Source organism: Franzmannia pantelleriensis (genome assembly GCF_900102875.1).
GTDB lineage: Bacteria > Pseudomonadota > Gammaproteobacteria > Pseudomonadales > Halomonadaceae > Franzmannia > Franzmannia pantelleriensis.
On sequence record NZ_FNGH01000013.1, the window covers coordinates 42,548 to 61,054 of the forward strand.

Annotated in this window: 20 protein-coding genes; 6 read left to right on the forward strand and 14 right to left on the reverse strand. The window is 67.2% G+C overall.

Translation table 11 applies throughout. The features are described 5' to 3' along the window. Nucleotides 1–13: 13 nt before the first annotated feature. Together BLT16_RS16035 and thiD are read right to left on the reverse strand one after the other, a co-directional pair. The gene (locus BLT16_RS16035; protein WP_089659522.1) at nt 14–859 is read right to left on the reverse strand and encodes a universal stress protein; all 846 of its coding nucleotides are present in this window, start codon (nt 857–859) and stop codon (nt 14–16) included. 101 nt (nt 860–960) lie between these two features. Beyond that, on the reverse strand, nt 961–1,773 hold the full coding sequence (gene thiD, locus BLT16_RS16040) for a bifunctional hydroxymethylpyrimidine kinase/phosphomethylpyrimidine kinase (protein ID WP_089659523.1): 813 nt from the start codon (nt 1,771–1,773) through the stop codon (nt 961–963). Nucleotides 1,774–1,835: 62 nt separating this feature from the next. Between thiD and BLT16_RS16045 the strand changes: the two genes are divergently transcribed. Further along, nucleotides 1,836–2,267, forward strand: coding sequence for a YqaA family protein (locus tag BLT16_RS16045; protein WP_089659524.1), 432 nt, complete (start codon nt 1,836–1,838; stop codon nt 2,265–2,267). A gap of 6 nt (nt 2,268–2,273) precedes the next feature. Here the strand turns inward: BLT16_RS16045 and BLT16_RS16050 are convergent, their stop codons facing one another. The 5 genes from BLT16_RS16050 to BLT16_RS16070 all read right to left on the reverse strand — a co-directional run bounded on the left by BLT16_RS16050 (nt 2,274) and on the right by BLT16_RS16070 (nt 6,633). Continuing rightward, nucleotides 2,274–3,677, reverse strand: coding sequence for a TRAP transporter large permease (locus BLT16_RS16050; protein ID WP_245701726.1), 1,404 nt, complete (start codon nt 3,675–3,677; stop codon nt 2,274–2,276). 9 nt (nt 3,678–3,686) lie between these two features. Continuing rightward, entirely contained in the window at nt 3,687–4,238 is a 552-nt protein-coding gene (locus BLT16_RS16055; RefSeq protein WP_089659525.1) for a TRAP transporter small permease subunit, read from the reverse strand. Between the two features lie 134 nt (nt 4,239–4,372). Beyond that, nucleotides 4,373–5,188 (reverse strand): endonuclease/exonuclease/phosphatase family protein, encoded by an 816-nt coding sequence (locus BLT16_RS16060; protein WP_089659526.1) that lies wholly within the window; start codon nt 5,186–5,188, stop codon nt 4,373–4,375. Between the two features lie 2 nt (nt 5,189–5,190). After that, nucleotides 5,191–5,823: a thiol:disulfide interchange protein DsbA/DsbL gene (locus BLT16_RS16065; protein WP_089659527.1), complete on the reverse strand. Its 633-nt coding sequence runs from the start codon at nt 5,821–5,823 to the stop codon at nt 5,191–5,193. A 189-nt stretch (nt 5,824–6,012) separates the two neighbouring features. Beyond that, entirely contained in the window at nt 6,013–6,633 is a 621-nt protein-coding gene (locus BLT16_RS16070; RefSeq protein WP_089659528.1) for a c-type cytochrome, read from the reverse strand. A gap of 277 nt (nt 6,634–6,910) precedes the next feature. Between BLT16_RS16070 and yihA the strand changes: the two genes are divergently transcribed. After that, the gene (gene yihA / locus BLT16_RS16080) at nt 6,911–7,519 is read left to right on the forward strand and encodes a ribosome biogenesis GTP-binding protein YihA/YsxC (protein ID WP_089659530.1); all 609 of its coding nucleotides are present in this window, start codon (nt 6,911–6,913) and stop codon (nt 7,517–7,519) included. Here yihA and BLT16_RS16085 read toward each other — a convergent pair. The 7 genes from BLT16_RS16085 to argH are packed head-to-tail and all read right to left on the reverse strand — an operon-like array spanning nt 7,516 to nt 13,583. After that, nucleotides 7,516–8,253 (reverse strand): HAD family hydrolase, encoded by a 738-nt coding sequence (locus tag BLT16_RS16085; RefSeq protein ID WP_089659531.1) that lies wholly within the window; start codon nt 8,251–8,253, stop codon nt 7,516–7,518. The genes yihA and BLT16_RS16085 overlap by 4 nt on opposite strands. Nucleotides 8,254–8,263: 10 nt before the next feature. Beyond that, complete coding sequence (locus BLT16_RS16090; protein ID WP_089659532.1) at nt 8,264–9,181, reverse strand: tyrosine recombinase XerC; 918 nt, start codon at nt 9,179–9,181, stop codon at nt 8,264–8,266. Further along, nucleotides 9,178–9,894 carry a DUF484 family protein gene (locus BLT16_RS16095; protein WP_089659533.1) on the reverse strand — a complete coding sequence of 239 codons (717 nt, stop codon included), beginning with the start codon at nt 9,892–9,894 and terminating at the stop codon, nt 9,178–9,180. The genes BLT16_RS16090 and BLT16_RS16095 overlap by 4 nt, the downstream gene beginning before the upstream one ends. Before the next feature lie 38 nt (nt 9,895–9,932). Next, nucleotides 9,933–10,766, reverse strand: a complete 834-nt coding sequence (dapF, locus tag BLT16_RS16100; RefSeq protein ID WP_089659534.1) for a diaminopimelate epimerase — start codon at nt 10,764–10,766, stop codon at nt 9,933–9,935. Further along, nucleotides 10,766–12,043, reverse strand: coding sequence for a diaminopimelate decarboxylase (gene lysA, locus BLT16_RS16105; protein ID WP_089659535.1), 1,278 nt, complete (start codon nt 12,041–12,043; stop codon nt 10,766–10,768). Before lysA ends, dapF begins: the two co-directional genes overlap by 1 nt. Before the next feature lie 2 nt (nt 12,044–12,045). Beyond that, nucleotides 12,046–12,189 carry an LPS translocon maturation chaperone LptM gene (gene lptM, locus BLT16_RS16110; protein WP_089659536.1) on the reverse strand — a complete coding sequence of 48 codons (144 nt, stop codon included), beginning with the start codon at nt 12,187–12,189 and terminating at the stop codon, nt 12,046–12,048. Continuing rightward, nucleotides 12,186–13,583, reverse strand: coding sequence for an argininosuccinate lyase (gene argH / locus BLT16_RS16115; RefSeq protein ID WP_089659537.1), 1,398 nt, complete (start codon nt 13,581–13,583; stop codon nt 12,186–12,188). Before argH ends, lptM begins: the two co-directional genes overlap by 4 nt. 233 nt (nt 13,584–13,816) lie before the next feature. Between argH and hemC the strand changes: the two genes are divergently transcribed. From hemC to BLT16_RS16135, 4 genes are read left to right on the forward strand one after another with little or no spacing between them, the layout of a single operon-like run. Further along, the gene (hemC, locus tag BLT16_RS16120; RefSeq protein ID WP_089659538.1) at nt 13,817–14,758 is read left to right on the forward strand and encodes a hydroxymethylbilane synthase; all 942 of its coding nucleotides are present in this window, start codon (nt 13,817–13,819) and stop codon (nt 14,756–14,758) included. Further along, entirely contained in the window at nt 14,758–15,549 is a 792-nt protein-coding gene (locus tag BLT16_RS16125) for a uroporphyrinogen-III synthase (RefSeq protein WP_089659539.1), read from the forward strand. Before hemC ends, BLT16_RS16125 begins: the two co-directional genes overlap by 1 nt. 6 nt (nt 15,550–15,555) lie before the next feature. Continuing rightward, on the forward strand, nt 15,556–17,094 hold the full coding sequence (locus tag BLT16_RS16130; RefSeq protein WP_089659540.1) for a uroporphyrinogen-III C-methyltransferase: 1,539 nt from the start codon (nt 15,556–15,558) through the stop codon (nt 17,092–17,094). Continuing rightward, nucleotides 17,091–18,314: a heme biosynthesis HemY N-terminal domain-containing protein gene (locus BLT16_RS16135; protein ID WP_089659541.1), complete on the forward strand. Its 1,224-nt coding sequence runs from the start codon at nt 17,091–17,093 to the stop codon at nt 18,312–18,314. The genes BLT16_RS16130 and BLT16_RS16135 overlap by 4 nt, the downstream gene beginning before the upstream one ends. Nucleotides 18,315–18,507 lie beyond the last annotated feature (193 nt).

The window sequence follows — 18,507 nt, forward strand, 5'->3', positions numbered from 1 at the left end:
TCGGCCTGGTGTGTTACCAGGCCCGGCACACCATCACATCGCAGTGCGGCTCTGCCAGCAGCTGCTCGGTGAGGTGACCCTGGCGGCCCAGCGGACCGCGACTCCCCAGGGCCAGCAGGTCCGGCGGCTGGCGGCGCAGGCGGTTCATCAGCACCTCCAGCGGATCGCCCTGTTCGAGTTCCAGGTGGACTTCGGGAACGGCGTCGAACTCCCCCATCATCTGGTCGATTTCGCGCTCCAGCTGCTGGCGCAGTCGTGCCACCTCGTTATCTCGCCACTGGGCATAGTGGCTATCCGAACCGAGTTCACGCTCGCCGGGAATATTCCAGGCGTGGAGCAGCGTGACGTTGGCCTCGGGAAAACGCTTGAGGGTTTCGCGGAGGGTGTGGCGACAGGTCAGCGAAAAGTTGACCGGCACCAGGATGTCCTGCCAGGCCTGGGTGGCCAAGTGGCTCACCGAGAGCACCGGACAGGGCGCGCCGCGCAGTACCCGGGCCAGAGTGGTGCCGCCGACCAGATCAAGCTGGCCGCGCTTGCGGTGGGCACCCAGCACGATCATGTCGACCTCGCGCTCGTGGGCCTCGCGGATGATTTCGGCATAGGGTGCGCCGGCCACGGTCTGCAGCAGCGTGGCCGGCTCGTCGAGGGCGTAGTCCTCGCGCAGGTCGGTCAGGATGCGCTGCATCTCTTCGATCACCAGTGGTTCGAGATCGCGCAGTGCTTGGTGCGGCAGGTGCGGATCGAGCACGTGAATGACATCGAGGCGCGCGCCGCTCTCGTTGGCCATGCGCAAGGCGCGGGCGAAGGCGGCACGGTTCTCGGCAGACAGGTCGCAGGCAAACAGCAGAGTGTGGGCCATGAGCTTCCCTCCCTCGATGCAGGGCTTGCGGCGCCGCGCGTGGCCGCGGCGCCGTCACGCCTTAGCATGGTGCCAGTTGGCGAAGCCTGCAAGGCGGCGCATTACCACCAAGCGTGGAAGTGGTGCACCGGGCCGTGGCCACGGCCGACCCGTAGCCTCACGCTGGCAGTGAGCGCCTCGCTCAGCCACTGCTTGGCGGCACTGACCGCGTCGGGCAGGGCGTCGCCGCGGGCCAGGCAGGCGGTCACCGCCGACGACAGCGAGCAGCCGGTGCCGTGCAGGTTGTCGGTGGCGATGCGCGGTCCATCGAGCCAGCGCGCACCATCGGCGTCGGCAAGCAGGTCCGGGCAGCGCTCACCGCGCAGGTGGCCGCCTTTGAGCAGCACGTAGGGCGAGCCCAATGCGCTCAGCGCCGGCAGCAACGCCTCCATCTCGTCGGGCGTGCTGGGTGTGCTGCGCTCCAGGAGCACGGCGGCCTCTGGCAGATTGGGCGTGATCAGGTCAGCCAGTGGCACCAGGATGTCGCGCACCGCGGCGATACCGGCGTCGTCGACCAGCACGTCGCCGCTCTTGGCCACCATCACGGGATCGAGCACCACCCAGCGCGGGCGCTGGCGCGTCAGCGCCTCACGGATCACCTCGGCGACCTCCTTGCTTGCCACCATGCCGATCTTCACCGCATCGATCTCGACATCGTCGAACAGGGTGCTGAGCTGGGTGGCGATAAAGTCAGCGGGCACCGGGTGAACGCCACGCACGCCCTGAGTGTTCTGAGCGGTTAGCGCGGTGACCACGCTGGTACCATAGGCGCCCAGCGCCGAGAAGGTCTTGAGGTCGGCCTGGATGCCGGCGCCGCCGCTGGGGTCGGAGCCGGCAATCGTCAAGGCATTAGGAATCGCAATGGGAGCTGTCATGGCAAGGGCATCAGAGTGGTGTCGATGAGCGTTAGGCTACTTCAGCAGGCGGGGTATGCGCCATGCTGAGCCTGTTCGTGGTGGCGCTGGTCAGCGCGACTCTGCTGCCCGGCGGCTCCGAGGTATGGCTGGCGCGCCAGTGGTGCCTCGGCCAGCCAGCGCTGGCGCTGTGGCTGGTAGCCACCAGCGGCAACACCCTGGGCAGCCTGATCAATGTGTGGATGGGCCGCTATGCGCGGCGCTTCCAAGATCGCCGTTGGTTTCCGGCCAGCCCCGCCGGGCTGGCCCGCGCCGAGCGCTGGTACCACCGCTTCGGCGAGTGGAGCCTGCTGCTCTCCTGGGCTCCGCTGATCGGCGACCCGCTCACCGTGCTGGCCGGGGTATTCCGGCTGCCGTGGTGGCGGGCGGTCCTGCTGATCACGATCGCCAAGGGCACCCGCTACGCGGTGGTGCTCTACCTGGCCCACGCCTGGCTGGCGCCGCTGTGCCAGTGACGCCCGCTACAGCACCGACGGTAGCCAGGTGGCCAGTGCCGGGAACAGCGCCAGTGCCCCCAGCATCGTCAGCTGCAGCAGGATAAACGGGATTACGCCGCGGTAGATGGCGGTGGTCGGCACCGAGTCCGGGGTTACGCCGCGCAGATAGAACAGTGCAAAGCCGAACGGCGGCGTCAAGAACGAGGTCTGCAGGTTGATGGCAATCATGATCCCCAGCCAGATCGGATCGACCCCCATGGCCAGCAGCACCGGCCCGACGATGGGCACCACCACGAAGGTGATCTCGATGAAGTCGAGGATGAAGCCGAGCAGGAAGATCACCAGCATCACCACCAGGGTGGCGCCGATGACCCCGCCGGGCAGCGCCTCGAACAGTTCGGTGACCAGGTGCTCCCCGCCGTAGGCGCGGAACACAAGTGAGAATAGCGCTGCACCGATCAGGATCAGGAATACCATGCTGGTGACATGGGTGGTGGTGCGTGCCACGTCCTTGAGCACGGGCAGCGACAGGCGACGTTTGGCCAGCGCCAGCACCAAGGCACCGAAGGCCCCCACCGCCGAGGCCTCGGTGGGTGTGGCGAAACCGCCGAGGATCGAGCCCAGCACCGCGACGATCAGCAGCACCGGCGGCACCAGTCCCTTGAGCAGCAGCGGCCAGATACTGCCGCGGTGGTCGAGCTCGTTCATCAATGCCTCGCGGTCGGCGGGCGGCGCGGTTTCGGGCTTGAGCCAGGCCACTGCACTGATGTAGAGAATGTAGGCCACCACCAGGATCAAGCCGGGAATCAGCGCGCCAATGAACAGGTCGCCCACCGAGAGAGTGCGGGGGCTCCACACGCCCATCGCCAGCTGGGCCTGCTGATAGGCGTTGGAGAGCACGTCGCCGAGTAGCACTAGGGCGATCGACGGCGGGATGATCTGGCCCAGGGTGCCGGTAGCGCAGATGGTGCCGGTGGCCAGTGCCGGCGAGTAGCCGCGCTTGAGCATGGTCGGCAGTGACAGCAGCCCCATGGTGACCACGGTGGCCCCGACGATGCCGGTGGAGGCGGCCAGCAGCATGCCGACCAGTACCACCGAGATGCCCAGCCCGCCGCGAAGCGCGCCGAACAGCAGCGCCATGGCGTCGAGCAGCGTCTCGGCCACCCGTGACTTCTCCAGCAGTACCCCCATCAGCACGAACAGCGGCACTGCCAGCAAGGTCTGGTTGGTCATGATGCCATAGAGGCGGTTGGGCATGGCCGACATGAAGCGGCCCTCGAAGGGCACCGCCACGCCCAGGCTCTGTAATGCGAAGCCGAGGCCGGCGAAGGCCAGCGCGGTGCCGGCCAGCGACAGCGCCACCGGGTAGCCCAGCATCAGCACGCCACACACGGCGAAGAACAGCAGGAACGGCATATACACGAGCACGGCTTCCACTTACAGCACCTCCTCGTGCTCGTGGGTTTCTTCGCTGGGCAGGCGCCCGCGCAGGATCAGGATCTGGCGCCAGGCCTGGGCGATGCCCTGCAGCAGCAGCAGCAGGCACATCAGCGGGATCAGCGTCTTGAGCAGGAACACCGCCGGCAGGCCGCCGTCGGAGGAGCGCTCGAGGATCGCCCAGCTGCTGGCCACGTAGCGCAGGCTGCCGAGGCCCAGGAACAGCACCACCGGAATCAGCAGTAGCAGGGTGCCGAACAATTCGATCCAGGCACGGCCACGGGGCGACATGCGGCGATTGAAGACGTCGACGCGCACATGGCCGTCGTGCTTGAGGGTGTAGGCGGCGGCGAGCATGAACACCATGGCGTGCATGTACATCACCGACTCCTGCATGACGATGCTGTGCACGTTGAACAGGTAGCGCATCACCACGATGGCGAATTGCACCAGCATCATGACCAGTACCAGCCAGGCAATGCTGCGGCCAATCACCTCGGTGAAGGCATCGAGTCGGGACAGCAGCACCGGCTCGCGAGTCGCGCGGCTCATGGGACCTCTCAACGGTAAACGGTTGTTCTAGCGTGGCGCGCATGATCGCCGATTATGGCGACAAAATCACCTACCATCGCCGCGGACGCCGTCCTCCTCGACGACCTGCCCCGGCGTCCCTCGCTTGGGGCGGCTCACCCCGTTGACTTGATACGCCCCAGGGCCTGCTGGCAGGCCAGCGGCAGGGTCAGATCGACGGCGATCGGCAGGTGGTCGGAGAACAGCTGGTCGAGGACGCGAACCTCGGTGGTGGCCAGCGACGACGAGAGCAGGATGTGGTCCAGCGCTCGGCGCGGCTGCCACGAGGGATAGCTGGGCAGCGGTAGCACCGGATGCAGCGGCAGCGAGCGGCAGAAGCGGTCGTGAGTGTGCAACTGCTCGGGGGTGCAGTTGAGATCGCCCATCACCACCACATGGCGCAGCGGTGAGATGATCTCGCTGAGGTAGTCGAGCTGGCGCACCCGAGCGCGGTGGCTCAGCGCCAGGTGAGCGACGAACAGGTGCAGGGCGTCGGGGCCTTCACCATAGCTGGCGTGGATAGCGCCGCGGCCGGGCAGAGGACCGGGCAGGCGATGCTCCTCGATACGCGCCGGCGGCAGCCGTGACAGCAGCCCGTTGCTGTGCTGGGCGAAGCGCCCCAGGTTGCGGTTGAGCTGCTGAAAGTGATGCGGGAAGCCGGCGCGCCCGGCCAGATACTCGACCTGATTGACGTTGCCGGAGCGGAAGCTGCCGCCGTCGACTTCCTGCAGGCCAACGATATCGAACTTGCCGAGCACCTCGCTCATCAGGTCGAGGCGCCCGGCGCGCTTGGGGTGAGGCAGGAAGTGCTGCCAGCTGCGGGTCAGGTAGTGGTGATAGGCCGAGGTGTGGATGCCGACCTGAAGATTGAAGGTCAGCAACCGCAGGTGGCTGGCATCGTGGGGACGATGCAGGACATCGGCCTGGCTCACGGTTACTGGCTCCGCTCTTCGCGCACCATCGCGACCAATGCATCGGCGACCTGGGGCATGTTTTCCAGACTGCCGGCGCTCGAGGGGCTCACCACGTAGCGGCCATCGATGACCAGCGCGGGGACGCCCATCAGCTCCATGGCGCGCATCCGTGAGTGGGCCTGGTTGACCTGACTGCGCACGCCGAAGGAGGTCAGCGCCTGGCGCGCCTCGTCTTCGCTGACGCCGTAGTCGCTGAAGAAGGCGGCAATGTCGTCATCCTCGGTAAGCGCGCGGCCCTGCTCGTGGATGGCATCGAAGATGTCGGCATGGATCTCGTCGATGATGCTCAGCTCCTCGGCAGCGTAGTAGACGGCCGCATGTTTGTTCCAGTCGCCGCCCATGGTGGCCGGCATGTGGATCACTGCGACGTCGTCTTCGAGTTCATCGAGCCAGGCATTGAGGCTGGCCTGCAGGCGGTTGCAGTGTGGGCAGCCGTACCAGAATACTTCGGTGACCTCGATCATGTCCTCGTCAACGCGGGTGTCCACCGCTTCGTCGAGCACCTCGTAATGCTGGCCTTCGACCAGTTCCTGGGCCGCGACCAGGCCAGACAGACCGAGACCGGCGACGGCTACCATCAACGTCTTGAACATGCGTAGTTTCTCCTTGGCATACAGCGCGTAGGGCCCGTCAGGTTGGGCGCCACCCTTTGAGCGACTCGCCCGGGCAGGGTTCCCGAGCCATGATGCAGCAAATCGTCATGCGGTAAAACGCTGAAGGCGGCCGCAGGCCGCCTTCAAGGGTCTCGCCAGGGCGAGACGTGACACCGTGCCGCAGGTGGCTCAGTCGTGCAGGCCGTAAAGGTAGTTGGCGACCGCTTCCATGTCGGCATCGCTCATCTTGGCGGCGATGTCACGCATCATGTTGTTGGGGTCGTTGGCACGCTCGCCGGCAGCGAAGTCCTGTAGTGTCGACACGGTGTAGTCGGGGAACTGGCCCGCGAGACCCGGGTAGACGGCGCTGCCGATGCCCTCGCCGGTAGGCGTGTGGCAGGCGGCACAGCTGGGAATGCCCTTGGCCATGTCGCCGCCGCGGTAGAGCTCTTCACCGCGGGCCAGCAGCTCGGCGTCGTCATCGGCTTGGCCGATATTGGCGTCCTGCTCGGCGTAGAACGCCGCTACGTCCCAGGCGTCCTGGTCGGAGTAGTCGTCGACCTGGCCGACCATCTGAGCGACCTCACGATTGCCGTCACGGATATCCATGATCTGCTTGGCGAGGTAGGAGGCCTGCTGGCCGGCCAGATGCGGGAAGGAGGCCGACGGGCTGATGCCCTCCTGGCCATGACAGGCGGCACAGGTGCCGGCCAGCTCCTGGCCTGCGGCCGGATCGCCTTCGATTTCTTCTGCGTGGGCCACGCCAACGGCGCCCATGGTAATTGCCAGGCTTGCCAGTAACTTTCTCATCGCTAATCCACTATGCCGTTTCGTTGTTTACCGGTACGCACCCTGGGTGCCGCCCGGGCCCGCGGTGACCGCAGCCGAGCCCGCCAGTCGCACGACAGCCATGCCGAAAGTGGGCAGGTCGCTGTCGACGAGAGCACGGTGGTACACTAGCGTGCCCCAGGTCGCAGACAAAAGACACCGCATTATAACGAATCCGCCCGATAACGTGAATGCGGCTGCACTGCGGCGTGCGCCATCAATCGTCGTATACCGGCCCCAGACAGGATCTCGCTGCCCCATGTCGCGCCTCAATTACCAGACTGCCCGCTTCCTTACCAGTGCCCCGACCCTGGCGCAGTGCCCCCTCGACGCCGGTGCGGAGGTCGCCTTCGCCGGCCGTTCCAACGCCGGCAAGTCGAGTGCCATCAATGCCATGACCCAGCAGAAAGCGCTGGCGCGGACCTCCAAGACCCCCGGTCGCACCCAACTGATCAACTTCTTTTCGCTGGCCGGCGGCGAATCCCAGCGGTTGGTCGACCTGCCCGGCTACGGCTACGCCAAGGTGCCGGAGAAGGTCAAGCTCGAGTGGCAGCGTCACCTCGCCGACTACCTGCGTAATCGCCAGTCGCTGCGCGGCCTGGTGCTGGTGATGGACGTGCGCCATCCGCTCAGTGAGTTCGACGAGATGATGCTCGGCTGGGCCGACGAGCAGGACATGGCGGTGCACATCCTGTTGACCAAGGCCGACAAGCTCAAGAGCGGCGCGGCCAAGAACGAGCTGCAAAAGGTGCGCGGGCGACTGCGCGAATGGGAAGACCTGGTCAGCGTACAGCTGTTCTCGTCGCTCAAGCGCGAAGGCGTCGCCGAGGCCCAGGCGCGGCTCGATGAGTGGCTGCTGGGTGACTAATCCAGCCGAGCCAGCAGCGCTGGCAGCTCGCTGACGTGGCCTAGGCGATGGACCCCCGGCGGTAACCGGGTGGCGCCCTCGTCGCGGGCATCGATCCACGCCACCCGCATGCCCAGCCGCTGAGCCGGCAGAACATCCTCGCGCCAGGAGTCGCCGACGTGTAGCGCCCGCGACGGGCGACTGCCGAGACGTGCCAGCGCCGCCAGGAAGGGGCGTGCATCGGGCTTGGGCGCGAGCATTTCGCCGGCGAGAATGGCTACCGGGAAGTGGTGCCCCAGCGGCAGGCGGGCGATGTCCACGTTACCGTTAGTGATACTGGCCAGCCGGTAGCGCTGGCTCAGGGCCGTAAGCAGGGCGTCGACCTCCGCATAGGGCTCCACCTGGTGGCGCAGCGCCATGAAGCGCTCCATGGCGCGTGCCGCCCAGTGGCCGGCGTCCTCCTGCCCCAGCCCGTACTCCATTAATAGCTCGGTAAGCGCGCGCTGGCGAATCCAGGTGAAGTCGCCACGCCGCAGCGGGTGCGCGCGAGCCAGCTGCTGACGTCGGGCGACGAAGCTCTCCAGCGGGAAGCGCTGGGTGAAACCGGCGCGGGGCGTTTCGCTACGCTGGGTCAGCCATGCGGCCAGGGCTTCGTCGAGCCAGGCGTAGTGCCCGCTCTCGGTGCGCTGCATCACGCTGCGGTTGTCCCACAGGGTATCGTCGAGGTCGAAGGTCAGCGCATCGATGGTCGGCATGGCAGGTGTCTCAGGAGCTGGCGTCAGGCGTGTCATGGCGGCGCTTGGCGCGGGGGTGGGCGGCGTCATAGCTGGCAGCCAGGTGCTGCCAGTCGAGCCGCGTATAGACCTGGGTGGTGGAGAGGTTGGCGTGGCCCAGCAGTTCCTGTACCGCGCGCAGGTCCTGGCTCGACTCCAGCAGGTGGCTGGCGAAGGAGTGACGCAGGCGGTGGGGGTGCAGGTGCTCCGGCAGGCCGCGCTGGCGGGCCAGGGCAGCAAGGCGCAGTTGGATCGCCCGATGCCCGAGTCGCGCCCCACGCTGGCCGACGAACAGCGCGGCTTCAGCGTCGCCGGCCAACTGGCTGCGCACCGCCAGCCAAGCGTCGAGTGCCTGGCGCGCGCGCTGGCCGACCGGCACCTGGCGTGGTTTGCCGCCCTTGCCGACGACCCGCACCCGCTGGGCCTGTAGCTGGTCGATATCCAGCGCCGCGAGTTCGGCCAGGCGCAGGCCGCTGGAGTAGAGCAGCTCGAGCATGGCCTGGTCGCGGTGTGCCAGCGGCGAGCCATCGTGGGGCGTGTCGAGGAAGCGGCTGAGCAGGTCGACGTCGACCGGGCGCGGCAGGTGACGGGGTTGGCGCGGCGCCTGGGTCAGGCTCACCGGATTGTGGGCCAGCACGCTGCGATGCACCAGGTGATCGGCAAAGCGCGACAGCGCTGCCCGGCGCCGGGCCAGACTGCGGGCGGCCAGGCCACGGCTGCGCTCGGCGCCGAGGAAGCGGCGTACCAGGGCTAGCTCGAGGGCCCCCCAGCCGGCCAGGCCTTCTGCCTCGGCAAACTCCGTCAGCGCGGCCAGATCGCGACGATAGGCGTCGACGGTGGCCGGGCTGGCGTGGGTGGCCAGTTCAGCCAGGAAGGCCGCGACGTCATCCTGCAGGTCGCTATTGCTCACGCTGCCGGTCCATGACGTACCAGCAACCGTGCGACTACGTCACCGAGGTACTCGGTGAACAGGGTGTCGAGGCTGGCGCGGAAGTGCTCCGGGTCGCTGCTGGCGAGCACCAGATAGCCGAGCGGTTCGCCCAGTGAGAGTCGCGAGATGGCGCAGGAGCCGGGCTGTTCCGGGGGCGGCAGGTGCGGCAGAAGCCGCTTCCAGTCGGTCACCGTGAGTCGCGTGCAGCGGCTGGTGCGGCCATCGAGCAGTGCCGCCAGACGAGTGCCAGCGGCGTCGTCGAGAACGTGACGCGGTGGCTGCGGCGGATGCGGCTCACGATCGGTGAGGCTAGCTGGGCACCACAGCGCCACCGCTGGGGTACGAAAGCGCTCGGCCAACTGGGTAGCCAGCGCCTGGCCCATGGCGTCGTTGTCCTCGGCCTCGAGCAGCGCCAGCACCATTTCGCGGATGCGTCGGTACTGGGCCTCGTTGTGCCGCGCCGACTCGAGCAGCTGCTCCAGCCGCCATTCGGCGCTTTCGGCGCGCTCGCGTAGGTCGTGCACCAGCCGTTCGAGCAGCGAGGTGGCCCCCCGTGCCTCGGGGTGCGGTACCTTGAGCTGCTGTAGCAGGCCTTCACGACCCACGAAGAAGTCGGGGTGCCGCGCCAACCACTCGGCGACGCGCTCGGGGGCCAGCGTCTGGCGCGGTTCGGGGGCCGGGGCTCGAGCCATACGGGACTCCTTCTATCGCTGCAGGATGGACGCGGCGCTCAGGTCAGCGCTACCCGGCCGTCGAAGACCCGGGTCGCGGGGCCGGTCATGATCAGGCTGGCCTCGTTGCCGGGCCATTCGATGCTAAGGGTGCCCCCCGGCAGGTGCACGGTCACTGGGCTTTCGAGGATGCCCTGGCGGATGCCGCAGGCTACCGCCGCGCAGGCGCCGGTACCGCAGGCCAGGGTCTCGCCGCTGCCGCGCTCGAAGACCCGTAGGCGGATTTCATGCGGCGATACGACCTGCATGAAGCCGGCGTTGACCCGCTGTGGGAAGCGCGGGTGGCGCTCGATGGCTGGGCCAAGGCGTGCCACCGGGGCGGCATCGACGCTGTCGACGCGCACGACTGCATGGGGGTTGCCCATCGACACCGCGCCGATCTGCAGCTGCTCGCCCTCGACCTCCAGCGGGTAGTGAAGGCGCTCCTCGGCGGCATCGAAGGGAATCGCTGCCGGCGCGAAGCGGGGGGCGCCCATGTCGACGCTGACCCGACCGTCGTTTTCCACGACCAGGGTCAGCGGGCCGCCCTGAGTCTCGACGTGGATCTCGTGCTTGTGGGTCAGACGCTGGTCGCGTACGAAGCGCGCAAAACAGCGTGCGCCATTGCCGCAGTTTTCCACTTCGCTGCCGTCGGCGTTGAAGATCCGATAGCGGAAGTCCATGTCCGGGTCGTTGGGCGGCTCGACGATCAGCAGCTGGTCGAAACCGATGCCGAGGTGGCGGTCGCCGAGCTGACGAATCTGCTCGTCGCGCAACCGCGCACGTTGGGTGACCAGGTCGACGACCATGAAGTCGTTGCCCAGTCCGTGCATCTTGGTGAAGTGCAGCAGCATCAGCGCCCCTCCTCGGTCTCGGGCAGCAGTGATTCACCTGCCCACAGATCACTCAGGCGCTCGCGGCGGCGCACCAGATGAAGCTTGTCACCGTCGACCATCACTTCGGCGGGGCGCGGACGGCTATTGTAGTTGGAGGCCATCACGAAGCCGTAGGCCCCCGCCGAGCGTACCGCCAGGAGGTCGCCGTCGGCGATCGCCAGTTCGCGCTCCTTGCCGAGGAAATCGCCGGTTTCACAGACTGGACCCACCACGTCATAAGTGCCGGTGTCGCGGGGCTGGCGGGTATCGACCGGCAGGATCGCCTGCCATGCCTGGTAAAGGGAGGGACGAATCAGATCGTTCATGCCGGCGTCGACGATGGCGAAGCTCTTCTCTTCGCCGGGCTTGAGAAACTCGACCCGCGTCAGCAGCACGCCGGCGTTGGCGGCGATGGAGCGACCCGGCTCGAACAGCAGCGTCAGCTGCTCGCCGCCCTGCCACTGGGATAGCCGTTCGAGCAGCGAGGCGGCATAGTCGAACGGTGCCGGGGGGCGCTCATCGCGATAGGGCACGCCGAGGCCGCCCCCCAGGTCGAGGTGCTCGACCTCGATGCCACGCGTCTTGAGCGTGTCGAGCAGCAGCAGCAGCCGGTCGAGAGCGTCGAGGAAGGGGGACAGCTCGGTGAGCTGCGAGCCGATATGGCAGTCGAGGCCGACCACCTTGACGTTGGGCAGTGCCGCGGCGCGCTCGTAGACCGTCAGCGCTTCGTCCACCGGAATGCCGAACTTGTTGGCCTTGAGGCCGGTGGAAATATAGGGGTGCGTCTTGGCGTCGACATCGGGATTGACCCGCAGCGACACCGGCGCGATCTTGCCCAGGCCGCCGGCCACGGCGTCGAGGCGCTCCAGCTCCGGCAGCGACTCGACGTTGAAGCACTTGATGTCGACTTCCAGCGCGCGGGCCAGCTCGTTCTCCTGCTTGGCGACGCCGGAGAACACCACCTTGGCGGGGTCGCCACCGGCCGCCAGTACGCGCTCCAGCTCGCCTACCGACACGATGTCGAAGCCGGCGCCGAGGCGCGCCAGCAGGCCCAGCACCGCCAGGTTGGAGTTGGCCTTGACCGCATAGCAGATCAGGTGTGGATGACTGCCCAGCGCCTCGCTGTAGGCGCGGAAGTGGCGCTCCAGGGTAGCCCGGGAGTAGACGTAGCAGGGGGTGCCGATACGCTCGGCGACCTGCATCAGCGGCACGTCCTCGGCGTACATCACCCCGTCGCGGTATTCGAAATGGTCCATGCTCAGCTCTCGTCGTCGGGCGTGGCGTCGGCCGGGTCGCCGTAGCGCTCGGCGGCCTGTTCATCGTCGGGCATATACAGCGGGCCTTTCTGGCCGCAGCCGGCCAGCAGCAGCACCAGGGCGCACATGGCGAGGCGCGCGATCATGCCTGCCCCCGAGCCAGGTCATCGCGGGCGCGCTGGGCGGCGGCGCGCACCTGATCCGGCGCGGTGCCGCCGATATGGTTGCGTGCTGCTACGGAGCCCTCCAGGGTCAGGACCTCGAAGACATCATCGCCGATATCGTGAGAAAACTGGCGTAACTCGTCGAGGCGCATGTCGGACAGATCCTTGCCTTGTTCGATGCCGTAGGCCACCGACTGGCCGACGATCTCGTGGGCGTCGCGGAAGGCCACGCCCTTGCGGACCAGATAGTCGGCCAGGTCGGTGGCGGTGGAGAAGCCGCGGCGCGCGGCCTCGCGCATGTTGTCGGGCTTGGCCTCGATGGCCGGGATCATGTCGGCGAAGGCGCGCAGGCAGCCCTTGACGGTATCGACGCTGTCGAACAGCGGCTCCTTGTCCTCCTGATTGTCCTTGTTGTAGGCCAGCGGCTGCGACTTCATCAGCGTCAGCAGGCTCATCAGGTGGCCGTAGACACGGCCGCTCTTGCCGCGTACCAGCTCCGGTACGTCGGGGTTCTTCTTCTGCGGCATGATCGACGAGCCGGTGCAGAAGCGGTCGGGCAGGTCGATGAAGTCGAACTGGGCACTGGTCCACAGTACCAGCTCCTCGCTCATCCGCGACAGGTGCATCAGCAGCAGGCTGGCGAAGGCGGTGAATTCGATGGCGAAGTCACGATCGCTGACCGCGTCGAGGCTGTTCTCCGCCGGGCGTTCGAAGCCCAGCAGCTCGGCAGTGACGTGACGGTCGATGGGGTAGGTGGTGCCGGCCAGCGCTGCGGCGCCCAGCGGCATCACATTGACGCGGCGGCGGCAATCGGCGAGGCGCTGCTGGTCGCGGGCGACCATCTCCTGCCAGGCCAGCAGGTGGTGGCCGAAGGTCACCGGCTGGGCGGTCTGCAGGTGGGTGAAGCCAGGCATGATGGTGTCGGCCTCGCGGCTGGCGAGTTCGACGAGCCCTTCGCGCAGGCGGCTGAGTTCGGCGTCGATGACGTCGATCTCATCGCGCAGGAACAGGCGGATGTCGGTGGCCACCTGGTCGTTGCGCGAGCGGCCGGTATGCAGCTTCTTGCCGGTGATGCCGATCTTGTCGGTGAGCCGCGCCTCGATGTTCATGTGCACGTCTTCCAGCGGTACCGACCAGGCGAACTCACCGCGCTCGATCTCCCCGGCGATCTCGCCGAGCCCGTCGATGATGGCATCGCGCTCGGCGTCGCTGAGCACGCCGACCCGGGCCAGCATGGTGGCATGGGCAATGGAACCCTGGATATCGTGCTGGGCGAGGCGCTGGTCGAAGTCCACCGAGGCGGTGAAGCGGGCCACGAAGGCGTCGGTGGGCTCGCTGAAGCGGCCGCCCCAGGACTGGTTGGTTGGCTTGGTCATCGGGCTGGACATCCTGCTGTGATCGTGTCGGCGGTTACGGTAGAAGACTCGCGCTCATGGCCGCAAAGTGTACCAGAGTCGCGCAGGCTGGCCACGCTGCAGGCCGGCCGACTCACGGCACATTTTTCCTGCCTGCAGCGGTGCATTATGATGGGGGCATCATGCGAGGGCGTCGTCCCTTGCCGTGCTCATTGCCCGGCCAGCGTTGGTCGGGCCTATCCAGGGAGCCCTCCGTGCCCGCTTATAGCACCCTACGTATTGCCACCCGCAAGAGCCTGCTCGCCATGTGGCAGGCCGAACACGTGCGTGACCGTCTGATGGCGGCGCACCCCGGTCTCGAGGTGGAACTGGTGGCGATGTCCACCCGTGGCGACAAGATCCTCGACACCCCGCTGGCCAAGGTTGGCGGCAAGGGCCTGTTCGTCAAGGAGCTCGAGGAAGCGATGCTCGATGGCCGCGCCGATATCGCGGTGCACTCGATGAAGGACGTGCCGATGCATTTTCCCGAAGGGCTGGGGCTGTCGGTGATCCTCGAAGGCGCCGAGCCCACCGACGCCTTCGTCTCCAACCATTACGATTCGCTCGATGCGCTGCCCGAAGGCGCGCGTATCGGCACCTCGAGTCTGCGCCGTGGCCTGCAGATGCGCGAGGCGCGCCCCGATTTCGAGGTGTTGAGCCTGCGCGGCAATGTTCAGACCCGCCTCGGCAAGCTCGACGCCGGTGAGTTCGACGCCATCATCCTGGCCACCTCAGGCCTGCGCCGCTTGGGGCTGGCCGATCGCATCACCGCCGATCTGCCGCCTGAGGTGTGCCTGCCGGCGTGTGGGCAGGGGGCGCTGGGCATCGAGTGCCGCAGCGACGACCACTCGCTGATCGAACTGCTGGCGCCGCTCGATGATCCAGGCACTGCGACCCGGGTGCGCGCCGAGCGGGCCATGAACACCCGCCTCGAGGGCGGCTGCCAGGTGCCGATCGGTGGCCATGCGGTGTTCGAAAACGACGGCCAGACGCTGTGGCTGCGGGCGTTGGTGGGTAACCCCGAGGGCACCCAGGTACTGCGCGCCGAGGGCCGCGGCTCGGCCAGCGAACCCGAGACACTGGGCATTCGCGTGGCCGAGGAGCTGCTCGACCAGGGCGCAGGCGAGATCCTGGCCCAGGTCTACGGCGACGTCTGATGGCGTTGCCGATCCTGCTGACGCGCCCCGGTGAACGCGGCGCGCGTCTGGCCGCGGCGCTGGCCGCCCAGGGGCAGATGCCGCAGCACCTGGAGGTGATGGGGCTCGAAGCGCTCGATGAGGACGCCCAGCAGCGCAGCATATGGCTGGATATCGACCAGTTCTCGCGCATCGTGGTGGTCAGCCCTTACGCCGCCGAACGGCTGGCTGAGGCGCTGGACCGCTACTGGCCGCAGTTGCCGCTGGGGCCGGCCTTCTACGCGGTGGGCCAGGCCACCGCCGAAACCCTGCACCGCTACCTAGGGGTGCGGGTACATGTTCCACCGCCGGGCAGCGGTGACACCAGCGAAGACCTGCTGACACTGCCGTCGCTGGCGCGCCTCGACGAACAGAAGGTGCTGCTGGTGGCCGGGGAAGGTGGCCGACCGTTGCTCGCCGAGACCCTGGCCGCGCGTGGCGCACGGGTCACGCGTCTGGCACTCTATCGACGAGTGATGCATCCGCCGCGGGGGGCCGCCGCGGAGCGGTTGGCGAGCGGCGACTATGCGGCGTTGGTGATCTCCAGCGGAGAACTGCTCGAATATCTGGCAGGATGGTGTCAATCACGCGCCTTGAACCAACCGCTAATCGTTTCCAGTCGACGTTTGGCTACACTGGCAGACAGCTTGGGCTTCACCAAAGTGCGGATTGCCGGTGGCGCCTCGGTGGCGGCCCTGAGTGCAGCAGTCGAGGATATCGACGGGCGGGACGATGGTGCAGTAATCGATCATGACGATCTTGAAAAGGGCTAGCGACAGATGAGCAAGCAACCACACGATCAGGACGATAATCAGACGCCATCCGGTGATACCCCGCCTGGGACGTCTTCCCGCGGCACCGACAGTGCATCCGCGACCTCATCTGACACGGCCTCATCGGCCAAGGGCGGTGGTCGTTCGCGCAGCCGCCGACGCGGCACCAAGGCGCCCGCCGAACGTGCAGCTGCGGCCGCCTCCAGCGAGACGGGCGCCGCCAAGAGCGGCGACACCAAGGGGAGCGACAGCGCTGATGCCAAAGCGGCTGATGTGCCGAGCGCCGCCGCGTCTGATGAAAGCGGTGGTGATAGCAAGGCCGACAAGTCCTCGCGAGCCACCCCCAAAGCCGGTGGCGGGGCCCCCGCCAAGTCTAGCGAGCCCAAGGCCGCTGCCGAGAGCGCCTCCAAGCCGACCGATGGCAAGGGCGAGGCAGGCGCTGATAAGCAGCCGCCCCCGCCGCGCACCACCACGCCGCCTCCCGAGGACGGCGGTGGCAGCAAGACCGGGCTGATCGCGCTGGTGTTGGCGGTACTGCTCGGCCTGGCGCTGCTGCTGGCCGCCTGGCAGGGCTGGGAACGGCTCGAGGCGCAGCAGCAGCGCATTGCCGACCTCGAAGCACGCAGCGGCGATGCCGCCAGCCGTGACGAGCTGGCAGCGCTGGAGAGCCGTCTCGACGAGGGGGAGAGCGAGCGCGACGCGGCGCTGGATGACGCCTTGGCCAGCCTGCGCGGCGAGTTCGACGATTATCGTAGTGAGGTCGACGAGACCCTCGACCGCGTGCTCGACGAGCTCTCCAGCGAGCAGGACGCCGACGAGCGTGAATGGCTGCACGCCGAGGCCGCCTATCTGCTGCGCCTGGCCAATCAGCGCCTGCAGCTGGAACGCGACGCCGACGGCGCTGCGGCGCTGCTGCGCACCGCCGATGGCCGTCTGCGCGACGCCGATAACCCGGCGCTGACCCCGGTGCGTCGGGCGATCTCCTCTGAACTGGCGGCATTGGATGCGGTACCGCGGGTCGACCGTACCGGGCTTTACCTGGCCCTCGACGCCCAGCAGGAACAGCTCGCCGGGCTGCCGCTGGATCAGGATATCGAGCAGATCGCCGCCGAGTCGGGGATCGAGCAGCCGCCCTCGGGTAACTGGCAGCAGCAGCTATCGCGCTTTGGCGCCGAGCTGCGCGACCTGGTCACGGTGCGCCGCCACGACGAGGCGCTGGAGGCACTGATCGCCCCCGAGCAGGAGGCCTACCTGCGCCAGAACGTCCGACTGCTGATCGAGCAGGCTCAGCTGGCGCTGCTCAAGGAAGAGGAAGCGCTGTTCGAAGCCAGCCTCGACAAGGCGATCACCCTGGTCGAGGCCTACTATGACGCCGACAGTGAGGGTGTACAGCGGGTCCTCGAGCGGCTCGGCGAACTTCGCGAGGCGGCGATTCGCCCCGAGCTGCCGGATATCAGCGGCTCCCAGCAGGCGCTGGCCGAGTTCATCGAGCGGCGCTTCAACGGCGGCGCGGACAACGGCGACGATGAGGGAGACGAGGCATGAGAAAATTGATCCTCATCGTCGTTCTCGGCCTGGCACTGGGGGCGCTGTTCGGCCAGCTGATGGTCAGTGTGCCTGGCTACTGGCTGGTGCGGGTCGGCGACACCTCACTACAGACGTCGTTTTGGTTCGGGTTGATCCTGCTGCTGGGCGGTTTCCTGGTGCTGCACTTCGTGCTGCGGGTGCTCAGCCGTATGCGTCACCCGGTCAGCCGGCTCAAGCTGTGGAACAGCCGTACCCGTAACCGCAACGCCATGAAAAGCACCGTGCGCGGCCTGGTGGCACTGGCCGAAGGACGCTGGAAGCGTGCCGAGAAGGCCCTGGTCAAGTCGGCGGACGACTCCAGCACCCCGCTGGTCAACTACCTCTCCGCGGCGCTGGCGGCCCACTACCAGGGCCGCTACGACCAGGCCGATACCCTGCTCAAACGCGCCCACCTGAGCACTGAGGGCGCCGATACCGCGGTGGGCATGGTCCAGGCTCAGCTGATGCTCGACCGGCATCAGTTCGAGGAGGCGTTGGCGACCCTGACCCGCCTCGACAAGCAGCTGCCCAACCACCCCCAGGTGCTCAAGCAGCTCAAGCAGGCCTATCTCAGCGTCAACGACTGGGACGGCCTGCGGCGACTGATTCCACGCCTCGCTGCCCAGCAGTTGATTGCTCCCGACGAGCGCCAGACCCTCGAGCAGCGCGCCTATCGCGAGCTGATCGTGCAGGCGGCGCGTCAGCCCGGCGACATCGAGCGGGTGCGTAACCTGTGGGCCGATATGCCCGACTACCTGCGCAGCGACATCGAGCTGGTGGTGATCTACGCCGAGGCGCTGGTGCGCGGTGGCGAAGAGGGTATCGCCGAGCGCCTGCTGCGCCACTCGCTCAAGGAGCACTGGGATCATCGTCTGGTGCTGCGCTACGGTCTGCTCAACGTCGACGCGGCGCGCCAGCTGGTGTATGCCGAGAAGTGGTTGCAGGAGCGTCCCAACGATCCCGACCTGCTGCTGACCCTAGGCCGACTGTCATTGCGCAACGCCTACTGGGGCAAGGCGCAGGAGTACTTCGAGGCCAGCCAGCGCCAGCGCCCCAGTGGCGTGGTGTGCGCCGAGCTAGCGCGGCTCTACGCCAATCTCGGCGAGCACAACAAGAGCCAGCTCTACTACCGCCAGAGCGTCGAGCTGCTCGACAAGTCGCTGCCGTCGCTCCCTCAGCCCAGCGACGACAATCGCTGAGCCCACCAATTTGCTCTCCTGGGCGCCGTGAGGCGCCCTTTTTTATGTCGGAAGGAAACGTATCCAGTAGTTTTATCTTTTGTATACGTCATTGGTCTATCAGAGCTTGTCCAAACGGTCAGAAATTGCCTACCCTGTGATTGTTTGACCGAAAGGTCAGGGGCCTCGCGATGCCTCTGGTCTATGACAGCCA